The 19,867-nt window shown below is 70.8% G+C and carries 21 protein-coding genes; 8 read left to right on the forward strand and 13 right to left on the reverse strand.

Features of this window, described 5'->3' with window-relative positions; translation table 11 throughout:
• Window positions 1-12: 12 nt before the first annotated feature.
• The gene (locus ACWGPF_RS10430; protein WP_452332767.1) at window positions 13-807 is read left to right on the forward strand and encodes an alpha/beta fold hydrolase; all 795 of its coding nucleotides are present in this window, start codon (window positions 13-15) and stop codon (window positions 805-807) included.
• 45 nt (window positions 808-852) lie between these two features.
• Window positions 853-1,836, forward strand: a complete 984-nt coding sequence (locus tag ACWGPF_RS10435; protein WP_452332768.1) for a malate dehydrogenase — start codon at window positions 853-855, stop codon at window positions 1,834-1,836.
• 83 nt (window positions 1,837-1,919) lie between these two features.
• Here ACWGPF_RS10435 and ACWGPF_RS10440 read toward each other — a convergent pair whose 3' ends face one another.
• The 3 genes from ACWGPF_RS10440 to ACWGPF_RS10450 all read right to left on the reverse strand — a co-directional run bounded on the left by ACWGPF_RS10440 (window position 1,920) and on the right by ACWGPF_RS10450 (window position 5,983).
• A complete protein-coding gene (locus ACWGPF_RS10440) occupies window positions 1,920-3,797 on the reverse strand; it encodes a helicase HerA-like domain-containing protein (RefSeq protein ID WP_452332769.1) in 1,878 nt (625 codons plus the stop codon).
• Between the two features lie 154 nt (window positions 3,798-3,951).
• Entirely contained in the window at window positions 3,952-4,584 is a 633-nt protein-coding gene (locus tag ACWGPF_RS10445) for a phosphatase PAP2 family protein (RefSeq protein WP_452332770.1), read from the reverse strand.
• Window positions 4,585-4,621: 37 nt separating this feature from the next.
• Window positions 4,622-5,983, reverse strand: a complete 1,362-nt coding sequence (locus tag ACWGPF_RS10450) for a multidrug effflux MFS transporter (RefSeq protein WP_452332771.1) — start codon at window positions 5,981-5,983, stop codon at window positions 4,622-4,624.
• Window positions 5,984-6,170: 187 nt separating this feature from the next.
• Between ACWGPF_RS10450 and ACWGPF_RS10455 the strand changes: the two genes are divergently transcribed.
• Complete coding sequence (locus tag ACWGPF_RS10455) at window positions 6,171-6,884, forward strand: DUF3105 domain-containing protein (RefSeq protein WP_452332772.1); 714 nt, start codon at window positions 6,171-6,173, stop codon at window positions 6,882-6,884.
• Between the two features lie 7 nt (window positions 6,885-6,891).
• On the forward strand, window positions 6,892-7,566 hold the full coding sequence (locus ACWGPF_RS10460; RefSeq protein WP_452332773.1) for a DUF305 domain-containing protein: 675 nt from the start codon (window positions 6,892-6,894) through the stop codon (window positions 7,564-7,566).
• A gap of 49 nt (window positions 7,567-7,615) precedes the next feature.
• Here the strand turns inward: ACWGPF_RS10460 and ACWGPF_RS10465 are convergent, their stop codons facing one another.
• The 5 genes from ACWGPF_RS10465 to rplJ form a co-directional block, all read right to left on the reverse strand.
• Window positions 7,616-8,551, reverse strand: coding sequence for a carbohydrate ABC transporter permease (locus tag ACWGPF_RS10465; RefSeq protein ID WP_345440513.1), 936 nt, complete (start codon window positions 8,549-8,551; stop codon window positions 7,616-7,618).
• Complete coding sequence (locus tag ACWGPF_RS10470; protein ID WP_345440510.1) at window positions 8,551-9,684, reverse strand: carbohydrate ABC transporter permease; 1,134 nt, start codon at window positions 9,682-9,684, stop codon at window positions 8,551-8,553. The genes ACWGPF_RS10465 and ACWGPF_RS10470 overlap by 1 nt, the downstream gene beginning before the upstream one ends.
• A 10-nt stretch (window positions 9,685-9,694) precedes the next feature.
• Window positions 9,695-11,032, reverse strand: a complete 1,338-nt coding sequence (locus tag ACWGPF_RS10475; protein ID WP_452332774.1) for an ABC transporter substrate-binding protein — start codon at window positions 11,030-11,032, stop codon at window positions 9,695-9,697.
• A 169-nt stretch (window positions 11,033-11,201) separates the two neighbouring features.
• Entirely contained in the window at window positions 11,202-11,582 is a 381-nt protein-coding gene (rplL, locus tag ACWGPF_RS10480) for a 50S ribosomal protein L7/L12 (RefSeq protein WP_345440504.1), read from the reverse strand.
• Window positions 11,583-11,633: 51 nt separating this feature from the next.
• A complete protein-coding gene (gene rplJ, locus ACWGPF_RS10485) occupies window positions 11,634-12,122 on the reverse strand; it encodes a 50S ribosomal protein L10 (RefSeq protein WP_345440501.1) in 489 nt (162 codons plus the stop codon).
• Window positions 12,123-12,409: 287 nt separating this feature from the next.
• Between rplJ and ACWGPF_RS10490 the strand changes: the two genes are divergently transcribed.
• The 3 genes from ACWGPF_RS10490 (at window position 12,410) to ACWGPF_RS10500 (ending at window position 15,437) form a co-directional block, all read left to right on the forward strand.
• Window positions 12,410-13,087, forward strand: coding sequence for a YqaJ viral recombinase family protein (locus ACWGPF_RS10490; RefSeq protein WP_345440498.1), 678 nt, complete (start codon window positions 12,410-12,412; stop codon window positions 13,085-13,087).
• Window positions 13,088-13,242: 155 nt separating this feature from the next.
• On the forward strand, window positions 13,243-14,907 hold the full coding sequence (locus tag ACWGPF_RS10495; protein WP_452332775.1) for a DHA2 family efflux MFS transporter permease subunit: 1,665 nt from the start codon (window positions 13,243-13,245) through the stop codon (window positions 14,905-14,907).
• A gap of 17 nt (window positions 14,908-14,924) precedes the next feature.
• Window positions 14,925-15,437, forward strand: coding sequence for a MarR family winged helix-turn-helix transcriptional regulator (locus ACWGPF_RS10500; protein ID WP_452332776.1), 513 nt, complete (start codon window positions 14,925-14,927; stop codon window positions 15,435-15,437).
• Window positions 15,438-15,440: 3 nt separating this feature from the next.
• On the opposite strand, the gene ACWGPF_RS10505 is transcribed toward ACWGPF_RS10500, so the two are convergent.
• The 5 genes from ACWGPF_RS10505 to ACWGPF_RS10525 are packed head-to-tail and all read right to left on the reverse strand — an operon-like array spanning window position 15,441 to window position 18,507.
• Complete coding sequence (locus tag ACWGPF_RS10505; protein WP_452332777.1) at window positions 15,441-16,016, reverse strand: hypothetical protein; 576 nt, start codon at window positions 16,014-16,016, stop codon at window positions 15,441-15,443.
• A complete protein-coding gene (locus tag ACWGPF_RS10510) occupies window positions 16,016-16,645 on the reverse strand; it encodes a hypothetical protein (protein WP_452332778.1) in 630 nt (209 codons plus the stop codon). The genes ACWGPF_RS10505 and ACWGPF_RS10510 overlap by 1 nt, the downstream gene beginning before the upstream one ends.
• Window positions 16,642-17,244, reverse strand: a complete 603-nt coding sequence (locus tag ACWGPF_RS10515; protein ID WP_452332779.1) for a signal peptidase I — start codon at window positions 17,242-17,244, stop codon at window positions 16,642-16,644. Before ACWGPF_RS10515 ends, ACWGPF_RS10510 begins: the two co-directional genes overlap by 4 nt.
• A gap of 14 nt (window positions 17,245-17,258) precedes the next feature.
• On the reverse strand, window positions 17,259-17,879 hold the full coding sequence (locus tag ACWGPF_RS10520) for a SipW-dependent-type signal peptide-containing protein (protein ID WP_452332780.1): 621 nt from the start codon (window positions 17,877-17,879) through the stop codon (window positions 17,259-17,261).
• A gap of 4 nt (window positions 17,880-17,883) precedes the next feature.
• Entirely contained in the window at window positions 17,884-18,507 is a 624-nt protein-coding gene (locus ACWGPF_RS10525) for a SipW-dependent-type signal peptide-containing protein (protein ID WP_452332781.1), read from the reverse strand.
• Window positions 18,508-18,720: 213 nt separating this feature from the next.
• Between ACWGPF_RS10525 and ACWGPF_RS10530 the strand changes: the two genes are divergently transcribed.
• The gene (locus tag ACWGPF_RS10530; protein ID WP_452332782.1) at window positions 18,721-19,761 is read left to right on the forward strand and encodes an NADP-dependent oxidoreductase; all 1,041 of its coding nucleotides are present in this window, start codon (window positions 18,721-18,723) and stop codon (window positions 19,759-19,761) included.
• The last annotated feature ends 106 nt before the right edge of the window (window positions 19,762-19,867 follow it).

Here is a 19,867-nt window from a genome sequence, read left to right on the forward strand (position 1 = left end):
CGATCGCCTTTCGTGACCGAACACCCGTACGGGCCCGAATGGGTGCGCCGTGATGCGATCGCGGCCGACGGCATCCGGCTCGCGTACTGGAGCGCCGGCGAGGGCCATCCGCTGATCCTCATCGCGGGTCAGGCGGTCGACCACCGGTCATGGCAGATCGCCGGTCCGATGCTGCTGCCGGGGCGCCGTGTGATCGTCTTCGACCACCGCGGCATCGGCGACAGCGAGCTCGGGGACGCCGATCGCTTCACGACGCGCCTGTTCGCCGACGACATCGTGCACGTCCTCGACGACGCCGGAGTCGAACGCGCCGACGTGCTGGGCCACTCGATGGGCGGTCGCGTGGCGCAGTGGCTCGCGGCCGACCATCCCGACCGGGTCAGGCGGCTCGTCCTCGCGTCGACCTCGGCCGGCGACGCCTACGGCACGCGCCGAACCGACGAGGTCGACCGCGCCATCCGCTCGCCCGACCCCGAGGTGGTCGCGAGCGTGTTCTGGGACGACTCCGGTCGCGACCTCGTCCGGCTGCTCGCTGTGGGGCGCGACCGCACGGCGCTCGCGCGGCATCATCGCGCGAGCCGTCACCACGATGCCCTCGCGGACCTCTCGCGCATCTCCGCGCCGACGCTCGTCCTGCACGGGGAGCACGACGAGCTCACCCCGGTCGACAACGCGCGCATCCTCGACGATCACATCCCGACCGCGCGGCTGACGATCGTCAAAGGGGCCCGCCACGGCATCGTGCTGGATGGCGGCCTCGGCCTGCAGATCGCCGACCGGTTCCTGCGCCGGGACCTCCCGAGCTGACACGTCACCTCCCCCGCCCTCGCCATCCGCGATAGCGTCGGCCACATGACCGCTCCGCTCCGCATCGCCGTCACGGGTGCCGCCGGCCAGATCGGCTACAGCCTGCTCTTCCGACTCGCCGCCGGCGCGCTCGGCCCACGCGACGTCGATCTGCGCCTCCTCGAGGTGACGCCGGCTCTCGAGAAGGCCGACGGCGTCGCGATGGAGCTCGTCGACGGCGCCTTCCCGCAGCTCGCGGGTCTCACCCTCACCGACGACCCGCGCGTCGCGTTCGAGGGCGCCGACCTCGCGCTCCTCGTCGGAGCCCGGCCCCGCACAGTCGGCATGACGCGCGCCGACCTGCTCTCCGCCAACGGCGCCATCTTCACCGCCCAGGGTCGCGCGCTGAACGATGCGGCGGGCGACGCCGTCCGCGTGCTCGTGACGGGCAACCCCGCGAACACGAACGCGCTCATCACCCAGCAGAACGCGCCCGACATCCCCGCCGACCGCTTCAGCGCGCTCACGCGGCTCGATCACAACCGCGCCGTCGCCCAGCTCGCGCAGAAGACCGGTTCGCCCGTCCGCGTCATCACGCGCCTTGCGATCTGGGGCAACCACTCCGCGACGCAATACGCCGACCTCTCGCATGCCCTGGTCGATGGCCGCCCGGCGCTCGACCTCGTCGACCGCGCCTGGGTCGAGGACGACTTCCTTCCCACGGTCGCGAACCGCGGCACCGCGGTCATCCAGGCGCGAGGCTCCTCCTCGGCCGCCTCCGCGGCGAGCGCGACGGTGGATGCCGCGCGCGACTGGCTGAACGGCACCGCTCCGCACGACTGGACCTCGATGGCCGTCGTCTCGGACGGCTCCTACGGCGTCCCCGACGGGCTCGTGTCGTCGTTCCCCGTGACGACGTCGGATGGCCGCTGGGCGATCGTCCCCGACCTCGCGATCGACGGGTTCTCGCGGTCGCGCATCGACGCGTCCGTCGCGGAGCTCGCCGCCGAGCGCGAGGCCGTGCGCGCGCTCGGGCTCATCCCGCGCTGACAGCGGCCGCGAAGCGCGCCTGCGCGCCCTCGGACGTCTGCTCCCGCGTCGAGGCGACCGTGCGTCTCACGGTGAGACGCGCATCAGCGCCGCCGCCCCGTGCCGAACAGCCCCCGGATGACGCTGTTGACGAGCGTCGTGGCGGCGGACCCGACGACGCGCTCCACGACGCGGTCCGTGCTCGTGCGCGTCTGCCGCTTCGTCGTCGAGCGCCCCGTCGTCGCCTTCAGCAGCCGGTCGTACTCCTTCTGCGCCTTCTTCTCGATCGCGGCCCGCTGCTTCTCGTACTCCGCGTCGGTCTTGGCCTTCTCGAGCGCCGCTTCCTCCGTCTCGGCCGCCGCGGCGGCGGCGTTCATCTTCGCGGTGAGCATCTCGTAGGCCGACTCCCGATCGACCCTCTCGCCGTAGGCGGCGAGCAGCGGCGAAGCGGCCACGGCCGCCTCGACCGTCGCAGCGGGCGACGCGTCCATGAGCCCCTGCGGAGCACGCATCCGCGTCCACGCGACCGGCGTCGGTGCGCCCTTCTCGCTCATCACGGTGACGATCGCCTCGCCCGTGCCGAGCTCCTGCAGCACGCGCTCGAGCGCGTATCCCGAGGTCGGATAGGTGCCGACCGTCGCACGCAGCGCCTTCGCGTCGTCGGGCGTGAACGCGCGCAGCGCGTGCTGCACGCGCGAGCCGAGCTGCCCGAGCACGTCGCCGTGCACATCCTTCGGGGTCTGCGTCACGAAGAAGACGCCGACCCCCTTCGACCGGATGAGCCGCACGGTCTGGGTGATCGCGGCGAGGAAGTCCTTCGAGGCGTCTCGGAAGAGCAGGTGCGCCTCGTCGAAGAAGAACACGAGCTTCGGCTTGTCGGCGTCGCCCACCTCGGGGAGCAGCTCGAACAGCTCGGCCAGCAGGTACATGAGGAACGTCGAGAACAGCTGCGGGCGGTCCACGACGCCCGGCACCTCGAGCAGCGAGACGATGCCGCGGCCATCCGGCGCCGTCCGGAGGAAGTCCTGCACGTCGAACTCGGGTTCGCCGAAGAAGACGTCGGCGCCGCCCTCCGCGAACGCGACGAGCTCGCGCAGGATCACCCCGGCGGTCGCCGCCGAGATGCCGCCGATGCCCTTCAGCTCGCCCTTGCCCTCGTCGCTCGTCAGGTACTGCAGGACGGCGCGGAGGTCGGCGAGGTCGACGAGCGGGAGCCCCTTCTCGTCGGCGTAGTGGAACACGAGCCCGAGGCTCGATTCCTGGGTGTCGTTGAGCCCGAGCACCTTCGACAGCAGGAGCGGCCCGAACCCCGTCACCGTGGCCCGCACGGGAACGCCCGTTCCGAGGCCGCCGAGCGCGAAGTACTCGACGGCGGCCGCCTCGGGCTCCCACTCCTGCCCGATCGCGGTCGTGCGGGCGAGCAGCTTGTCGCTCGAGGCGCCCGGCGACGCCATCCCCGTGAGGTCGCCCTTGATGTCGGCGGCGAACACGGGGACACCCTTCGCCGCGAGCTGCTCGGCGAGTCCCTGCAGCGTGCGGGTCTTGCCCGTGCCCGTCGCCCCTGCCACGAGCCCGTGACGGTTGAGCATCGGCAGCGGGATGCGCACCTGCACGTCGGCCCTCGGCTCCCCGTTCACGAGCGCCCCGAGGTCGAGCGTCTCGCCCGCGAACGCGTATCCGTCGCGGATGCGCTGCACCTCGGCCTCGTCGAGCGGCCCCCCGGATGGCGCCGCCGCGGCGGGCGCGGACTGCGATGGCTCCGCCGCGGACGCCGCGGACGCCGGGGGCTCCGCGGACGCCGTCTCGGCGGGCGCCGGCGGTTCCCCCGCCGCACCGTCGCGGGCGGCCGCCGCGGCCGCCTCCGCCGCCGCGAGCTTGGCGCGGGCCTCCGCGGCCTTCAGCGCCGCGTCGGCCGCGGCGGCCTCGGCGCGGAGTCTCTCGAGTTCTGCGGCAGCGGCATCGGGCGCGTTCTCGGCACTCATGGCGACAGCCTAGCCAGGGCGCGGCGCCGATCCGGCGGACACGATGCAGGAGATCCCCGCCCTGTCAGCGCGCGCGTCGCCGGCATCCCGCGGCCACCCGCCGCCCCGCGACCCCGGATTTCCTGCGCTGTGTCACGGCACGCGCCGGCCGGCGTCACGCCCGCAGGGCGCGAAGCCGCTGCTCCTCCGCATCGAGCGGTGCGTGCAGCAGCGCGGCGAGCACGAGCGCGATCCCCACGCCGATGAGGGCGCCGCCGAGGGTGTCGCTCGCCCAGTGCGCGGAGAGGTAGGTGCGGGCGAAGGCCATCGACAGCGTCCAGACGACGGCGATGGCGGCCATCCACCACCGGTCGACGATCACCCACAGCGCGAAGACGACCGTCGCGGCGTTCGCGACGTGCCCCGACGGGAACGAGCCCTCGTCGACGATGACGAGGATGTCCTCCGGTCGCTCCCGCCCGAACAGCGCCTTGAGCAGCTGCACGAGCGCGGCGCTCGTCGCCGTGGCGAGCGCGAAGTACAGCGCACCCACCCGCCTCCGCCGGATGAGCAGCACGGCGACCGCCGCGAGCGGCACGACGAGGATGGCCCACCAGCCGCCTCCGACCTCGTCGAGCAGGAGCGAGAACGCCAGTCGCGCGCCCGGCGGCGGATCGGCGAGCACGCCGGCCCACCACGTGTCGATCGCGAACGGGATGCCGTGGAGCATCGTCGCGTAGCCGAGGACCGCGGCCGCGACGAGCAGCCCGAGCCCCCACCATCCCTCCGCTCTGCGCGACAGCCTCATCGCCTCATTGTGCCCGCTGCGGACGGCGGATGACCGCTCAATCGGCCAGCTGCCCGAGCGAGCGCGGTCGCACGACCGTCCACAGCGACAGCACCGCGATCGCCGCGCAGCCGACCATGACGACCGCCATCGTCGTGCCCGTGATCCCCGACGCCGCGGAGATCAGCCCGACGACGGGCGAGATCACGCCGGCGATGCCGTTGTTGGTCGCTCCGAGGATCGACGCCGCCGTTCCCGCCGCCTCGGGATGCCGGTCGAGCGCGAGCACCTGTGCGCACGGGAACGTGAAACCGCACGTCGACATGAAGACGAAGAGGGGGACGACGATGCCCCAGACGCCGAGGCCGAGCTGATCGCACACGATGATCGCCGTGGCCGACACCAGCAGCGACGCGGTCGACCAGGCCAGCACCCACTGCGGTCCGAACCGCGCGGCGAGCCGCGCGGCGATCTGGTTCCCGATGACGAGCCCGATCGAGTTCGCCGCGAACAGCAGGCCGTACTGCACCTGCGTGAAGCCGTAGGTCTCCTGGAAGAGGAACGACGACGCGGAGAGGTAGGAGAACAGCCCCGAGAACGTCATGGCGCCGATGACGAGCACGCCCAGGAAGACGCGATCCGTGAGGACGACGCGGTAGCGGTGCAGCACCGACACGGTCTCGTGCGACGTCCGATCCGCCGCGGGGCGCGTCTCGGGCAGCGCGAAGATCGCGCAGACGAGCATCACGACGCCGTACGCGGCCAGCACGATGAAGATGCCCCGCCACGGGATGACGGCGAGCAGCGCCGAGCCGATGAGCGGCGCCGCGACCGGCGCGACGCCTGTCACGAGCGCGAGCCGCGAGAGCATCACGACGAGGCGCCGACCGCCGAACAGGTCGCGCACCATCGCCATCGCGACGACGCCGCCCGCCGCCGCGCCCACCCCCATGAGCACGCGCGCAGCGCCCAGCAGGGCGAGCGATGGCGCGAACGCGGCCGCCATGCTCGCCACGACGTGCAGCGCGGTCACGACGAGCAGCGGAACGCGCCGCCCGACCTTGTCGCTCAGCGGCCCCACGATGAGCTGGCCGAGCGCGAACCCGATCATGGTCCCCGTCAGGGTGAGCTGGATGGCCGCGCTCGTCGTGTCGAAGTCGCGCTCGAGCAAGGGGAACGCCGGCAGGTAGAGGTCGATCGTGAACGGCCCGAGCGCCGTGAGCGCGCCGAGCAGCAGCACGTAGGTGAGACGCCGACGGCTCGAGAGCGCATCGCCCCGATGCGTGGGCGGCAGCTCGCCCGCCGCCGCGCGCGCAGCGTCCGGGAGGCGGAACGACCCCGTCGGGACGGGGATGACGCCCGTCGCGGTGGGGATGATCCCGGTACGGGGATGGGCGGAGTCGTGCTCTTCGTGGGTCATCGTGAGGCGTCGGCGCTTTCGCAGATGGGGGAGAAAAGAAAAGAGGTCCCGGACACCGCTTCCTCGACAGGCGATGGGGACTCACCCGATCCTAGGCCCGCGGCCAGGCGATGCATAGGGGAGAAAGCCAGGATCGTCGCCCGGTTCTCCCAGGCACGGCGTCCATGCGCCCGCATAGGATCGAGGCGTGTCGACGCAGAAGCGCCCCCAGCGGTCGAGCGGCAACCCCGCCAAGCAGGCCGAGATCAACCAGTCCGTGAAGCAGCAGCGCGAGGCGAAGCGCCAGGAGAAGCTGGCCGAGTACCAGCGGCAGCTCCAGAAGCGCCAGCGCGGCAAGGTCGTCTGGTGGACGGTCGGCTCCGTCGCCGCGGTGGCCGTCGTCGGCGCCATCGTCGCCTCCATCGTGTTCACGCCGCAGTCGAACCGCGTCACGTACACGGCCGGCGGCGACGGCGTGGAGATCGAAGGCGTCGAGACGTTCTCCAACACCAACACGCACGTCGAGGGGACGGTCGACTACGAGCAGACCCCGCCTGCCGGCGGCCCCCACAACCCGTACTGGCTGAACTGCGGCGTCTACACCGACCCCCAGACGAACGAGAACGCCGTCCACTCGATGGAGCACGGCGCCGTGTGGGTCACCTACGACCCCGAGCTCGTGGACGAGGAGGGCGTCGCGACGCTCGAGAGCTACCTGCCCTCGAGCTACACCATCCTCTCCCCCTATCCCGACCTCGGCACCGCGGTCGCCGTGAGCGCATGGAACGCGCAGCTGAAGCTCGATTCGGTCGACGACGAGCGCATCCCCGAGTTCTTCGAGGAGTACTGGCGCAACCAGAACGTGCCGGAGCCGAACGCCGTCTGCACGGGCGCCATCGACGGCCCCGGCAAGACCGCCTGACGGCGTCATGAGCGACCCCGTCGAGAGACCCGCACGACCGGGCATCCCCTGGCTGCTCGCGGTCGTCGCGATCGTGCTCGTGGGCGCGCTCGCGTTCGCCATCGGCCGCTTCTCGACGTTCGGTCTCCTCTCCGAGGCCACGGGGGCGACGGCCGGGCCGAACGCGGCGGATGCCGGCTTCGCCCGCGACATGCAGGTGCATCACTCGCAGGCCGTGGAGATGGCGATGATCGAATACCGCTCGACCGCCGACGAAGAGCTGCGCGTGCTCGCCTACGACATCGCGACGGCACAGGCAGGGCAGCGCGGCGAGATGTACGGCTGGCTCGTGGGATGGGGCCTGCCGCAGTCGGGAGATCCGCTCATGTCGTGGATGTCGGGCACGGGCCACGACCACGGGGCGGGCGCCGAGGCGACGACGGCCGAGCTCGAGGCCGCCATGGGGATGGCGGACGACGAAGAGATGGCGCGGCTGCAGGAGGCGTCCGGAACCGCGCGGGACTGTCTGTTCCTCGACCTCATGATCCGGCACCACGCCGGCGCCATCGAGATGACGGACGCCGTCGTCGAGCTCGGCAGCGACCCGCGCGTCATCGACACCGCACGGCACATGGGACAGAACCAGACCGCGGAGATCGCCGCGATGCAGGACATCCAGGAGCGCCTCGGCTGCTCCGCCTGATGCCGGACACGACGAAGGGCCCGCCTCGCGGCGGGCCCTTCGTCGTGCGTCAGCCCTTCGCCGATCCCGCGAGCAGGCCCCGCACGAAGTAGCGCTGCAGGAAGAGGAACACCAGCAGCGGCACGATGATCGCGATGAACGCGCCCGCCGTGAGGAGGTGCCAGTCCTGACCGCGCGAGCCCGTCATCTGGGCGAGCAGCTTCGTGACGGGCGCCACGTTGCCGTCCGCGAAGATGAGGGCGACGAGCAGGTCGTTCCACACCCAGAGGAACTGGAAGATGGCGAACGACGCGATCGCCGGCATCGACAGCGGCAGCACGATGCGGAAGAAGATCTGCCCGTGCCCCGCACCGTCCACCTTCGCCGCCTCGATCACGTCGGCGGGGATCTGGGCGATGAAGTTGTGCAGCAGGAAGATCGCGAGCGGCAGGCCGAAGATCGTGTGCGCGATCCACACCTGCGCGTAGCCCGACGACCCCACCGCCTGGATCACCTCGACGCCGAACAGCGTGCCCTGCGAGAACAGCTGCAGGAGCGGGATGAACGCCATCTGGATGGGGACGATCTGCAGCGCGAACACGAGGACGAACAGCACGTTCTTGCCGCGGAAGTCCATCCACGCGAAGCCGTACGCCGCGAGCGTCGCGATGATGAGCGGGATGATCGACGCCGGCAGCGTGATCGCGAACGAGTTCACGAACGCGCTCAGCATCGTGAGACCGCCCGTCGAGGTGCCGAGCGCCTCGACGTAGTTGTCGAACGTCCAGCCCCAGTTCTCGAAGACGGTCCACCATCCCGTCGTCTGGATCTCCACGCGCGGACGGAACGACGAGATGAAGACGCCGAACGTCGGGATGGTCCAGATCACGGCGATCACGAGGGCCGCGACCGTCGCCCACGGGTTGGTGAGCCGGCGCTTGGTGTCGCTCAGCGCGCGCTTCCTCGACGGCTTCCCTGCCGTCGTGACGAGCTCCGTCGCGGTCATCAGCGCACCTCCCTCTGTGCCTTGAGCTGACGGGCGTTGTAGATGACGAGCGGCAGCACGAGCACGAACAGCACGACGGCGTACGCCGCAGACCGTCCGGCCTCGAAGCTGCGGAACTGCGAGTACATCTCGTTCGCGAGGACCGAGGTGTTGTTCGCGCCCGCCGTCATGGTGCGCACGATGTCGAAGATCTTCATCGACGCGATGGCGATCGTGGTCAACACGACGACGATCGACGCGCGGATGCCCGGCACGACGACGTTCATGAACCGCTCGAACGCGTTCGCGCCGTCGAGCTCCGCCGCCTCCAGCTGCTCCGCCGGAACCCCCTTGATCGCCGCCGAGAGCACCACCATCGCGAAGCCCGTGTAGATCCAGACGAAGACGATGATGAGGAACAGGGTGTTCCACGGCTCCACCTGCAGGAACGGCACGGGCGAGCCGCCCAGCCAGACGAGGATCTGGTTGACGAAGCCGATCTGCTCGGCATCGGCCGGCCGCGCGGTGTACATGAAGCGCCAGATGATCGACGCCCCCACGAACGAGATCGCCATCGGCAGGAACACGAGGATCTTGTAGATCTTCTCCCCGCGGGTCTTGTCGATGAAGTACGCGTACACGAGGCCGATCACGGTCGAAACCACGGGCGCCACGAGCACCCAGACGATCGTGTTGACGACCGTGCGGATGCCCTGCGGCTGCGTGAAGATCCAGATGAAGTTGTCGAGCCCCACGAAGCGGTTGCCCGCCGCGTTGAACATCGACTGCCCGAACGTCTGGATGACGGGGAAGACGAGTCCGATGAGCAGGAGGATGAGCGCGGGCGCGAGGAATCCGACCAGCTGGAAGAGGTAGCCCGCCCCCTGCTTCGACCGGTAGTCGAGCCAGAAGAAGAGGAGGCCGAGCGCGCCCGCCGCGAGGATGGCCCACCAGTACGACTGGAGGATCCACAGGATCGCGAGGGGGAAGAGAACGCACGCGGCGAGCCGGATGACGGTGTACATCCGGCCCGCGCGCGGCGCGATCTCGATGAAGAAGAGCAGCACGCCCACCGCGAGCAGGAACACCCCGATGATGATCGGGATCTCGAGCCACGGCGAGAGGGTGCTCAGCCAGTCGAGGAAGGCTTTCATGGCCGGGCCGTCACTCCTCCGGCCAGCCCGATTCGATCTGCTCGACCACGGAGTCGGTCGACGAGCCGTTCACCCAGTCGCGCATGCCGGTCCAGAAGGTGCCGGCGCCCACCGCGGAGGGCATGAGGTCGGAGCCGTCGAAGCGGAACGTGGTGTTCTCGTCCTGCAGGATCTCGATCGCCGCCTGCAGGATGGGGCTCTGCGCGTTGGCGGGGTCGAGGCCCGTGTTGGCGCTGATGACGCCGCCGAGCGCGACGCGCGAGTTCGCCCACTCCGGGCTCGACAGGTACTCCTGCACCTTCACGACGTTCTCGTCGTCGCTGAAGGCGCCGACGATCTCGCCGCCACCCGTGATGACCTGGCCGGAGCCGGCCTCGACGGGCGGGAGCATGAAGGCCCAGACGTCGCCGTCCTCGCCGACCTCGCCGCCCGCCTCGACGATGAAGCCGTCGAGGAAGGACGCCTGGTGCGTGAGGAGGCAGTCTCCCGAGACGAGCGCGTTCGCCACGTCGCCGAACGGCGTCGACCCGATGGAGGCGACGTCGCCGAACCCGGCGTTCACGTAATCGGGGTTGAGGAGGATCTCGCCCGTCGCGTCGAAGGCCGCCGTGATCTGCGGGTCCGTGAACGGCACCTCGTTGGCGACCCACTGGTCGTACACGTCGGGGCCGGCCTGGCGGAGGACGAGGTCCTCGATCCAGTCGGTGCCCGGCCATCCGGTCGCGGCGTCGGAGCCGAAGCCGGCGCACCACGGCGCCGCACCGGTCTCCTCGCGGATCTGCGCGGTGAGGTCGAGCAGCCCCTGCCAGTCGGTCGGCACCTCCCAGCCGTTCTCCTCGAACACGCCGGGCTGGTACCAGATCCATCCCTTCACGTTCGCCATGAGCGGTGCGCCGTAGACGGTCCCGTCGACCGACGCGTAGGTCTCCCAGTCCTCCGCCCAGTAGTCGCGGAGGTTCGACACGACGCCCTCCGGCGCCTCCGTGAGGTAGCCGCGGCTCGCCATGTCGGCGAGCAGTCCCGGCTGCGGGAAGATCGCGAGATCGGGCGGGTTGCCGCCCTGGGCGCGCACCGCGATCTGCGCCTCGAACTCCTGCGAGCCCTCGTACACGATGTCGATGCCGTTCTCCTCCTCCCAGTCGGCCCACGATTCCTCGAGCAGCTCGGCCTCGGCGTCGACGATCGTGCCGTAGACCGTCACCTGGGGCGTGTCTCCGTCGCCCCCGCCGTCCGATCCGCCGCCTCCGTCCGAGGCGCCAGGGCCGCTCGTGCAGCCCGCGAGCGCGAGCCCCGCGATCCCCAGCCCCGCCGTCGCGAGGAGGATCCTTTTGCGTCCTGCAGTCTCCATCGTCTGCTCCCATCTCGAGCCATGTCTTCGTGGAACGGGTACGGTCCCCAACGTAGGAGCCGTAGGAGCGCTTCCACAATCTCTTGACAGTCACGGAGACGTAACGTCCGCAGACGCACGAAGGCCCCGGGACGAGCCCGGGGCCTTCGAGGTTCTTCGCGGGGAAGACTTACTTGAGCGTCACCGTGGCGCCGGCGCCCTCGAGGGCCTCCTTCGCCTTGTCGGCCGTCTCCTTGTTCGCGCCCTCGAGCACGGCCTTGGGAGCACCGTCGACGACGGCCTTGGCCTCGCCGAGGCCGAGCGAGGTGAGCTCGCGGACGACCTTGATGACCTGGATCTTCTTGTCGCCGGCAGCCTCGAGGATGACGTCGAACGAGTCCTTCTCCTCGACCTCCTCGGCAGCGGCGCCACCGCCGGCACCGGCGATCGCGACGGGAGCGGCGGCGGTGACGTCGAACTTCTCCTCGAACGCCTTCACGAACTCGCTGAGCTCGACGAGGGTCAGGTCGGCAAACTGCTCGAGCAGCTCGTCAGTGGTGAGCTTCGCCATGATGTATCTCCTAGATAGATGGGGTTTGTGGGGAAAGAAAGCGCCGTCCGCTCACGCGGCCTGGGCGGTCTCCAGCTTTTCGCGAAGCGCGTCGATGGTGGCGGCAGCCTTGCCCATCGTCGCCTTCATCATGCCCGCGGCCTTCGCCAGCAGAACCTCGCGGCTCTCGAGCGATGCGTACTTCTCGACCTCGGCGGCGGTGAGGGTGTTGCCCTCGAACACGCCGCCCTTGATCACGAGAAGCGGGTTGGCCTTGGCGAAGTCACGCAGAGCCTTGGCGGTGGCGACGAAGTCGCCGTGCACGAACGCGACGGCCGACGGACCCTTGAGGTCGTCGTCCAGCGTGGTGATCCCCGCGTTGTTCGCGGCGATCTTGGTCAGCGTGTTCTTCACCACGGCGTACTCGGCGTCCTGACGGATGCTGTTGCGCAGCTGCTTGAGCTGGGCAACCGTCAGACCGCGGTACTCGGTCAGCAGGACGGCGTTCGAGTTCTCGAAAGACTTCGTGAGCTCGGAGACCGTTGCATCCTTCTGCGCCATGGTCACTCCTTGGTGGATACGGGGAGCCCCACGGTGGTGGGGCACCGGCCGCGCCGCCCGCCCCGGAGAAACAGGAAGAGCCCCGGCGCAAGCGCACGGAGCTCTGAGGAGATTTCGTGACACCTGCGCGGGCCCCTGCTTTCGCAGAGCTTCGATCGTCGGCGCTTGCGCACACGACGATGACCGGCGGTCTTCGGCTTCGTCCACTGTAGCAGGCCGGACGGCCATCCGCCGAATCGGGCGCGTCCGCGCGGGGACCTGTCGGGCGCCGGGGTTAGGGTCGAGCCGTGACCCCCGAACTCGCCGCCCGGATCGTCGCGGACTCGCGCGACCGGGTCGCGTGGCTGCGGGCGCGGTCGCAGGGCATCACGGCCACCGACATCGCCACCATCACGAGCGAGCGCGTCATCCCGCGTGCCGCCGAGCAGAAGCTGCGCGGATCGTCGTTCGGCGGCAACGCGTACACCGACCACGGCCGCCGACGCGAGCCCGAGATCGCGGCATGGGTCGCCGCGACGCACGGCATCCAGCCGTCGAGCGCGCTCTTCCACGCGGAGGTCGAGCGGCGCCACCTCGCCACACCCGACGGCATCGCCGTGGACGGCGGCGGTCGCGTGCTGCTCGCGGAGATCAAGACGACGAACAAGTCGTGGCGGTCGATCCCCCGCTCCTACCTGCGGCAGGTGTGGTGGCAGCAGCACGTGCTGGGCGCGGAGCGGACGCTCTTCGCCTGGGAGGAGCACCGCGACTTCCGCCCTCTCCACGACGAGCCGAAGTGCCTCTGGATCGAGCGCGACGACGCGGAGATCGGCCAGCTCGTGCGTCTCGCCACGGCGCTGATCGACGAGCTGTACCGCCGCACCACGGGGAACGAGCCGCCGACGCGGCGCGCCGACGACGCGCCCACGCCGCGCGAGCGCGCCATCCAGCGCTCCGCGTACCGCGCGCTCGCGCTCATGGACTGAGGCTGGGCGGACGCGGCGGACGGCCATCCGGCCGACAGACGAGCGCGCCCGGGAATTAGTTGCGCCAGGTCAACGTTCCGGGTATCGTTGACTTCCATCAACTTCTGCATGCCGACGTCGCCATGCCCTCTCCACCGCTTCATCGAAAGGCGCATATGAGCGCGCACTCCACGGACACGCAGGCCACGGCCGCGCGGATGTCCCGACGCCAGGTGCTGGAGGCCCTCTCGGGCCTCCTCCTGGCGATGTTCTGCTCCATGGTCTCCACGACCGTCGTCGGCACCTCGCTGCCGATCATCGTCCCCGAGCTCGGCGGCACCCAGGCGTCGTACACCTGGGTCGTCACCATCACCCTCCTCACCACGGCCATCTCGACCCCCATCTGGGGCAAGCTCGCCGACCTCGTGAACCGCAAGACGCTCATGCTCCTCGCCCTCGCGATCTTCGTGCTCGCGAGCGCCGGCGCCGGCATGTCGACGAGCGCCGAGATGCTCATCGCCTTCCGCGCCTTCCAGGGACTCGGCGGCGGCGGACTCGCCGCCCTCAGCCAGGTGCTGATGGCCGACATCATCAGCCCGCGCGAGCGCGGCAAGTACATGGGCCTGTTCGCGGGCGTCATGGCGGTCGCGACCGTGGGCGGCCCGCTCCTCGGCGGCGTCATGACCGACACGATCGGATGGCGCTGGAACTTCTACGTCGGCGTGCCCCTCGGCATCATCGCCTTCGTCGTCCTCCTGCGCACGCTCAAGATCGACCAGGTCCGCGCCGCGAAGGTGCGCATCGACTACCTCGGCATCGTGCTGCTGAGCGTCGCGGCCGGGCTCCTGCTGATCTGGATCTCGAACGTCTCCGACTACGGCTGGGCGAGCTGGGAGACGCTGTACATGGTGGGCATCGCCGTGATCGCGGCCGTCGCCTTCGTGCTCGTCGAGCTCAGGGTGTCGGAGCCTCTCATCCCGCTCACGCTCTTCCGCAACCGCACGTTCACGCTCTCGGTGCTCGCCTCGATCTCCATCGGCGTCGCCATGTTCGGCACGTCGGTCTACCTCGGCCAGTACATGCAGATCTCGCGCGGCTACGGTCCCACCGAGGCCGGCCTGCTCACGATCCCGATGGCGGCGGGCATGCTCATCGCCTCGACCGTGGTCGGCCAGCTCGTCACGCGCTTCGGCCGCTGGAAGAGCTACCTCGTCGTCGGCGCGATCCTCATGATCGCCGGCACGAGCCTCCTCTCCACCCTGCGCTACGACACGTCGCTCTGGCTCGTGGGAACGTACATGTTCCTCCTCGGCGCCGGCACGGGCATGACGATGCAGAACCTCGTCCTCGTCGTCCAGAACACGACGAAGCCGCAGGAGATCGGCGTCGCGAGCTCGGGTGTCAACTTCTTCCGCACCGTCGGCGGCACGACGGGCGTCGCCGTGATGGGCTCCGTGCTGGCGTCGAGCCTGTCGCAGCAGCTCACCGACCGGATGGCCGAGATCGGGGCCGCGATCGCGACCCTCGGCGAGCAGGGCCAGACCATCCTCGCCGAGCTCCAGTCGGGTGCCCTGCCCACGACGCGCGACATGCCGGAGGCCATCGCCGTCATCATCGAGGACGCATCGGCCCAGGCCATCTCGCACGCGTTCCTCATCGGCGTGCCGCTGGCCGTCCTGAGCCTCATCGCGATCGCCTTCCTCCCGAACAAGCCGCTCACGCGCCAGAACAACGTCGAGCGGATGCGCGCCCAGCGCCTGGAGGGCGAGCTCGCGGTGGCGACCGCGGAGACCGGGTCCATCCCGGTGCACGTGGCCGACGACGCGGACCGCACGCGCTGACGCGAGAGAATGTCGTCGTGACCACCGACATCCCCTCGCGCGCGAACGCCGAGGACACCCGCTCGGGGGCGGCCGACGTCGCCCCCGAGCAGGCCGAGGCCATCAAGGCCGTCGAGGCGGAGTTCAGCGAGCTCATGACGCAGGTGCGGCGGATCATCCACCAGCACGCCGAGCGCGTGTCGCCCGGCCTGAACCCTGGCGCGTACAAGATCTTCACCTCGATCGTGCGGCACGGGCCGGTCACGTCGTCCGACATGGTCGATCGGATGGCCGTGGACAAGGGGCAGCTCAGCCGCACGATCCGCGAGCTCGAGGGCCTCGGGCTCATCGCCCGCACGCCCGACCCCTCCGACCGGCGGGTGAGCCTCCTGGAGGCGACGCCGGAGGGCGTCCGCCGCCTCGAGGCCGCCCGGTCGCACCATGAGAGCCTGCTCTACGACACGCTGCGCCTGTGGGACGTCGGCCGCGTGCGCGATCTCGCCGACCTGCTCCACGCCCTGACCAACGGGGTCACGCCGGAGGCGCGCTGACGCTCAGGTACCGTTCGAGAACGTGCAGGTCGTCGGCTGACCCGACAGCGTCGACGGGATGTTCATCCGCACGATGCTGGGGTTCGGCGACACCCACGTCACCGTCGTCGAGCCGTTCGTGTAGGTGACGGTCGTGTAGATCTTCAGCACGAGGTTCGTCCCGAGCAGCAGATTGAGAATGCCGCCGACGAGGTTCCCGAGAAGCGTGCCCGAGAACGACGCGGTGTACACGCCGCCGCTCTGAGTCGTCGTCGGGGTGATGGCCGACGGCGCTCCGGTCTCACCGGATTGCGTGGTCCAGGTCGCGTTCACCGCGGTGAATCCCGAATAGGGGGAGGCGGTGCTCGGGAACGACCATTGGACGGCGAGGTTCACGAGACCGGGGTTGGCGATGCTCGGCCTCGCGCACGTCGTGACCGCCTGGACAGCCGGGGGCTGCAGGCGGAGCGCAGAGACGCCGCCCGCGGCGTGCTCCCGGTCGACCCATGCCGCCTCCGTCGGAGAAGCGGGGGCCAGGCCGCCGAGCAGAAGCAGCGCGAACGCGGCGATGACGGCCGTGGCACGGGTGAGCGCGCGCATCAGTGCTCCCCTCTCGGGCGTCTGCCGCGTCGCAGCCATCCCGTCGCGGCGATCGCGGCGCCGAGCACGCCTGCGATGATCGCAGGGAGCAGGGGGTGCGGCCGGCCGCCCGTCGGCGCGAGGGGCGGCGGCTGCTCTCCGACGATGATCTCCTCCGACGCTCCCCGCACGTGCACGGCGACCTCGGCCTCCTGCCCCTCGACGGCGTCGACATCGCGGGAGACGACGAGCCGCAGGTGGACGGAGGTGTCGGCGTCGACCTCCTCGATCCAGGTCGTCCCGTCGCCGCCCGGCCGCCATCCCTCGAGCAGCGTCGTGCGTTCGCCCGCGCAGCTCGCGCCCTGCCAGGGCCGGCTGCACGTCTCGGCGTCGAGCGACAGCGGCAGCTCGCCGCCGCCGCGCACGCCGACCTCGAGCGTGCCGGGGTCGGGCGGCGATGCCGAGATGTCGAGGGTCCAGTCCAGGGCCTCGCCGGGAGCGAGCCGGCCGGCGCGCTCCCAGTCGGCGACGGAGACGACCCGGATCACGCTGCCCTGGTAGACCTCCGTCGACTCCGCCGCGCTCGCCGGCGCCGCCGCGGCCGCCAGGAGGAAGACGGCGGCGACGAGGCCGACCACGGTGCGGATCATCCGGCGTCGTCCCCGCCGTCCGCCGCCCGCGTCGTCCGGTCCGAGCGTGGCCAGAAGGCCCATCCCACGAGCAGAGCCGCGCCCACGGTCATCCCGCCGATCACGAAGGGACTGCCGAACGAGGCGATCACGGGCGCGATGCCCGGCACCGAGAAGAGCACGAGGCGCGCCGACGACACCGTGTAGGGCGCGACGTCATCGGCCTCGTTCGCGTCGCCGCGCATCGTGATGACCCGCTCGTCATCGGATGCGCCGGCCGAGACCGAGGTGACCCGGTGGGTGACGGGAAGCTCGCCTGCACGGTCGACGGTCACGACCTCGCCGACGTCGATCTCGCTCGCCGGGATGCGCTGCACGACGGCGACCGATCCCGTCGGGATGGTCGGCGCCATCGAACCGGTCCGGAACATGATCAGCGTGATGTCGAACACGGCCGCGAGGATCACGAGCACGATGCAGATCGAGCCGGCGAGCGCGGCCAGGCTCAGCAGGAGGTCGCCCACGACGCGTCCGACCGTCCTGCGCGGGCGCGCGGCAGCGGGGTCCGCCGCATCCCCGCGACGCTGACGTCGCGTCGCGGGGACGGCGGTGGTGCTCATGGACTGCTCCGACGTCACGAGGACGAGGTTCCCACGAACTCCCAGGAGAGGGCGGCCGACTGCCCTTGGACGCTCGACGGAGCGGTCGGGCTCATCGTGATCTCGATGCAGTAGTTCACGGCGGTACCGGCGTTCGCGGTGAGCGTCTGCGTGCTCGCGGGGCTGGCGGTCATCGCCGCACCGCGTGCGAGGATCTCGGCGCCCGCGTTGAACGTCGTCAGGTTGCACGTCGTCCCCGTGATCGTGCGCACGCCGTAGGTGAGCTGGGCGCTCAGCGTCGACGCCGTGGTCGTGGCGTTCATCTTGAGCGTCCCGCCGAGCGACGACGAGATCGTGCGCACGCTGTACAGCGCGTAGGTCGTCGTGCTGGGCGACATCGCCGTCGCGGGCGTCGAGAAGGCGAGCGTCGCGGCCGTGCCCGTCGTGTTGTGCTCGGTGAAAGTCGCGCCGTCGGCGGCGCCGACGATGCCGAAGGTGCTCGCCGTCAGGGTGGCCGTCGTGTACTCCGTGTCGTTCCACGCCGCGAGGGTCGCGCCCGATCCGATGCCGAGCACGACCCCCGCCGCGAGGAGCGCGCGGACGCGACGCCAGGTGCGACCCGACCGGGCCGCCTTCCGCGTGTCCTTGCGCTGCACGATGTCAGTTCGACGTGGCCGTGAACGACCAGGTCGCCGTCGCGGTCTCGCTCTCCACGAGGTCGGCGCCCGCCGTCACCTCGAAGCAGAGCTGTGCGGCTGCACCGGCCTCGCCGGCGGCCGTGCCGATCGCGAGGTCGACCGAGTCGCCGACCGTGATCGCGGTCAGCGTGGCGCCGGATGCCACGACGGGAGCGGCGGCGACCGTCGCCGCGTCGCACGTGCCCGCGGCCGGGATCTCGTACACCGTGTAGGAGAGGTTCGCGGCGTTCGCGCCGGTCCCCGTGACGGTGCTGTCGGCGACGAGGGTGGCCGCCGTCGTCGTGGTGTCATCGAGGCGCACCCAGAACGGGGCGTAGACGGTGTCCTCGGGAGCGAGGTTGTCGACGAGGTCGGCGGGGAGGTCGAAGACGAGGTCGGCGGCCGAACCCGCATCGGGGTGCTCGCCGTAGCCGGCGTCGTCATCCCCCGTCGTTGAGCCCTCGAGGTTGAAGGTTCCGGCTGCGAAGTCGCCCGTGACGAACTCCGAGTCGTTCCAGGCGGCGAGAGTCACGGCGGCGCCGACCCCCAGCACGAGTCCTCCTGCGAGAACGGCGAATACCTTGCGGCGTCGAGTGTCGTCTGCCATGTCGGCTCCCCAGCTGTGTCGATGTGCATCCGTGTGGATATCGGTATAGCCGATCCTCCAGAATTCCCGTGAGGAGCGCAACCCCATCCCCGCGGGTCCCGGTCCCCGACGACTCGCAAGGGTCTCATTCCCGTAACGCCGGGGTGACAATGCGCCTGTTGACTGCGAGGACGGGGCGCGGGGCCGCGCCCGACGAGCCGAGAGGGCACATCCATGCGCTTCCGCACCACCCGCTCCCCCGCCGCATCGGGCTCCAACGGCACGCCCGCCGATGACGCCACCGCCGCGACCGTGCCGACGACGATGCGCAGGGCCTCGTCGGCAGGGCCCGGGCAGCCGCTGCGGATCACGACGGCCCCCGTGCCCGAGGCGACCATGGACGAGCTGCTGATCCGGGTCGTCGCGGCGGGCGCCAACCCTGTCGACGCGGCGACGCGCGAGGGGCGAGGCGTGGCACCGCAGATCGCCGCGTATCCGACGGCGCCGGGCTTCGACTTCTCCGGCGTGGTCGTGCGCGCGCCGTACGAGGCGCATCCGCTGGCGCCCGGCACAGAGGTCTACGGGATGACCGCGTTCCCCCGGGTCAGCGGGTCGTTCGCGGAGTACGTCGTGGCCGCCTCCCACTCGGTGGCCGCGAAGCCGACGAGGCTCTCGCACGTCGAAGCCGCCGCCGTGCCCCTGGCCGCCCTCACGGCGTGGCAGCTGGTCGTCGAGACGGCGCGCGCCCACGAGGGGCAGCGCATCCTCATCCACGCCGGCGCGGGAGGTGTCGGACACCTCGCCGTGCAACTCGCGTCGTACTTCGGCGCCCATGTGACGACGACGAGCTCGCCGCGCAACGCCGCGTGGCTGCGCGAGCTGGGCGCCGACGTCGTCGTGGACCGTACGACGACCCGCTTCGAGGACGTCGTGCCGCAGGTCGACGTCGTCCTCGACCTCGTGGGCGACGGCGGCGACCGCACCGGGTCGCGCTCGCTCGGCGTGCTGCGGCGGGGCGGCCTGCTCGTGACGGTGCCTCGGGGCGGATGGCAGGGGTTCTCGGAGGCGGGCGCGGATGCCGGCGTGCGGACGACGTCATTCACGGTCGCCCCCGACGGGGCAGCGCTCGCCACCCTCGCGCGCCTCTTCGACGCCGGCGACCTCGCCGTCTACGTCGACCAGGTCCATCCGCTCGCGCAGGCCGACGCCGCCCTCGACGCCGTGCGCGACGGCCACGCCCGCGGCAAGGTCGTCGTCGACGTCGGCGCCGGCTGACACGGTCTGCCGCGGGGCTGCGCCTGCGTGCCGAACCCACATCTGCGTGCCGAACGCACATCGGATTCAGCGCATTCGGGTGGCTTCTCGTCCAACGGATATCCGT

This window comes from Microbacterium sp. NPDC055683, from assembly GCF_053617895.1.

What these genes read in the sequence shown, in the direction of transcription:
- ACWGPF_RS10435 (WP_452332768.1), top strand. Translation starts at nt 853, where the DNA reads ATGACCGCTCCGCTCCGCATCGCCGTCACGGGTGCCGCCGGCCAGATC.
- ACWGPF_RS10440 (WP_452332769.1), bottom strand. Translation starts at nt 3,797, where the DNA reads ATGAGTGCCGAGAACGCGCCCGATGCCGCTGCCGCAGAACTCGAGAGA.
- ACWGPF_RS10445 (WP_452332770.1), bottom strand. Translation starts at nt 4,584, where the DNA reads ATGAGGCTGTCGCGCAGAGCGGAGGGATGGTGGGGGCTCGGGCTGCTC.
- ACWGPF_RS10450 (WP_452332771.1), bottom strand. Translation starts at nt 5,983, where the DNA reads ATGACCCACGAAGAGCACGACTCCGCCCATCCCCGTACCGGGATCATC.
- ACWGPF_RS10460 (WP_452332773.1), top strand. Translation starts at nt 6,892, where the DNA reads ATGAGCGACCCCGTCGAGAGACCCGCACGACCGGGCATCCCCTGGCTG.
- ACWGPF_RS10465 (WP_345440513.1), bottom strand. Translation starts at nt 8,551, where the DNA reads ATGACCGCGACGGAGCTCGTCACGACGGCAGGGAAGCCGTCGAGGAAG.
- ACWGPF_RS10470 (WP_345440510.1), bottom strand. Translation starts at nt 9,684, where the DNA reads ATGAAAGCCTTCCTCGACTGGCTGAGCACCCTCTCGCCGTGGCTCGAG.
- ACWGPF_RS10475 (WP_452332774.1), bottom strand. Translation starts at nt 11,032, where the DNA reads ATGGAGACTGCAGGACGCAAAAGGATCCTCCTCGCGACGGCGGGGCTG.
- rplL (WP_345440504.1), bottom strand. Translation starts at nt 11,582, where the DNA reads ATGGCGAAGCTCACCACTGACGAGCTGCTCGAGCAGTTTGCCGACCTG.
- rplJ (WP_345440501.1), bottom strand. Translation starts at nt 12,122, where the DNA reads ATGGCGCAGAAGGATGCAACGGTCTCCGAGCTCACGAAGTCTTTCGAG.
- ACWGPF_RS10495 (WP_452332775.1), top strand. Translation starts at nt 13,243, where the DNA reads ATGAGCGCGCACTCCACGGACACGCAGGCCACGGCCGCGCGGATGTCC.
- ACWGPF_RS10505 (WP_452332777.1), bottom strand. Translation starts at nt 16,016, where the DNA reads ATGCGCGCGCTCACCCGTGCCACGGCCGTCATCGCCGCGTTCGCGCTG.
- ACWGPF_RS10510 (WP_452332778.1), bottom strand. Translation starts at nt 16,645, where the DNA reads ATGATCCGCACCGTGGTCGGCCTCGTCGCCGCCGTCTTCCTCCTGGCG.
- ACWGPF_RS10515 (WP_452332779.1), bottom strand. Translation starts at nt 17,244, where the DNA reads ATGAGCACCACCGCCGTCCCCGCGACGCGACGTCAGCGTCGCGGGGAT.
- ACWGPF_RS10525 (WP_452332781.1), bottom strand. Translation starts at nt 18,507, where the DNA reads ATGGCAGACGACACTCGACGCCGCAAGGTATTCGCCGTTCTCGCAGGA.
- ACWGPF_RS10530 (WP_452332782.1), top strand. Translation starts at nt 18,721, where the DNA reads ATGCGCTTCCGCACCACCCGCTCCCCCGCCGCATCGGGCTCCAACGGC.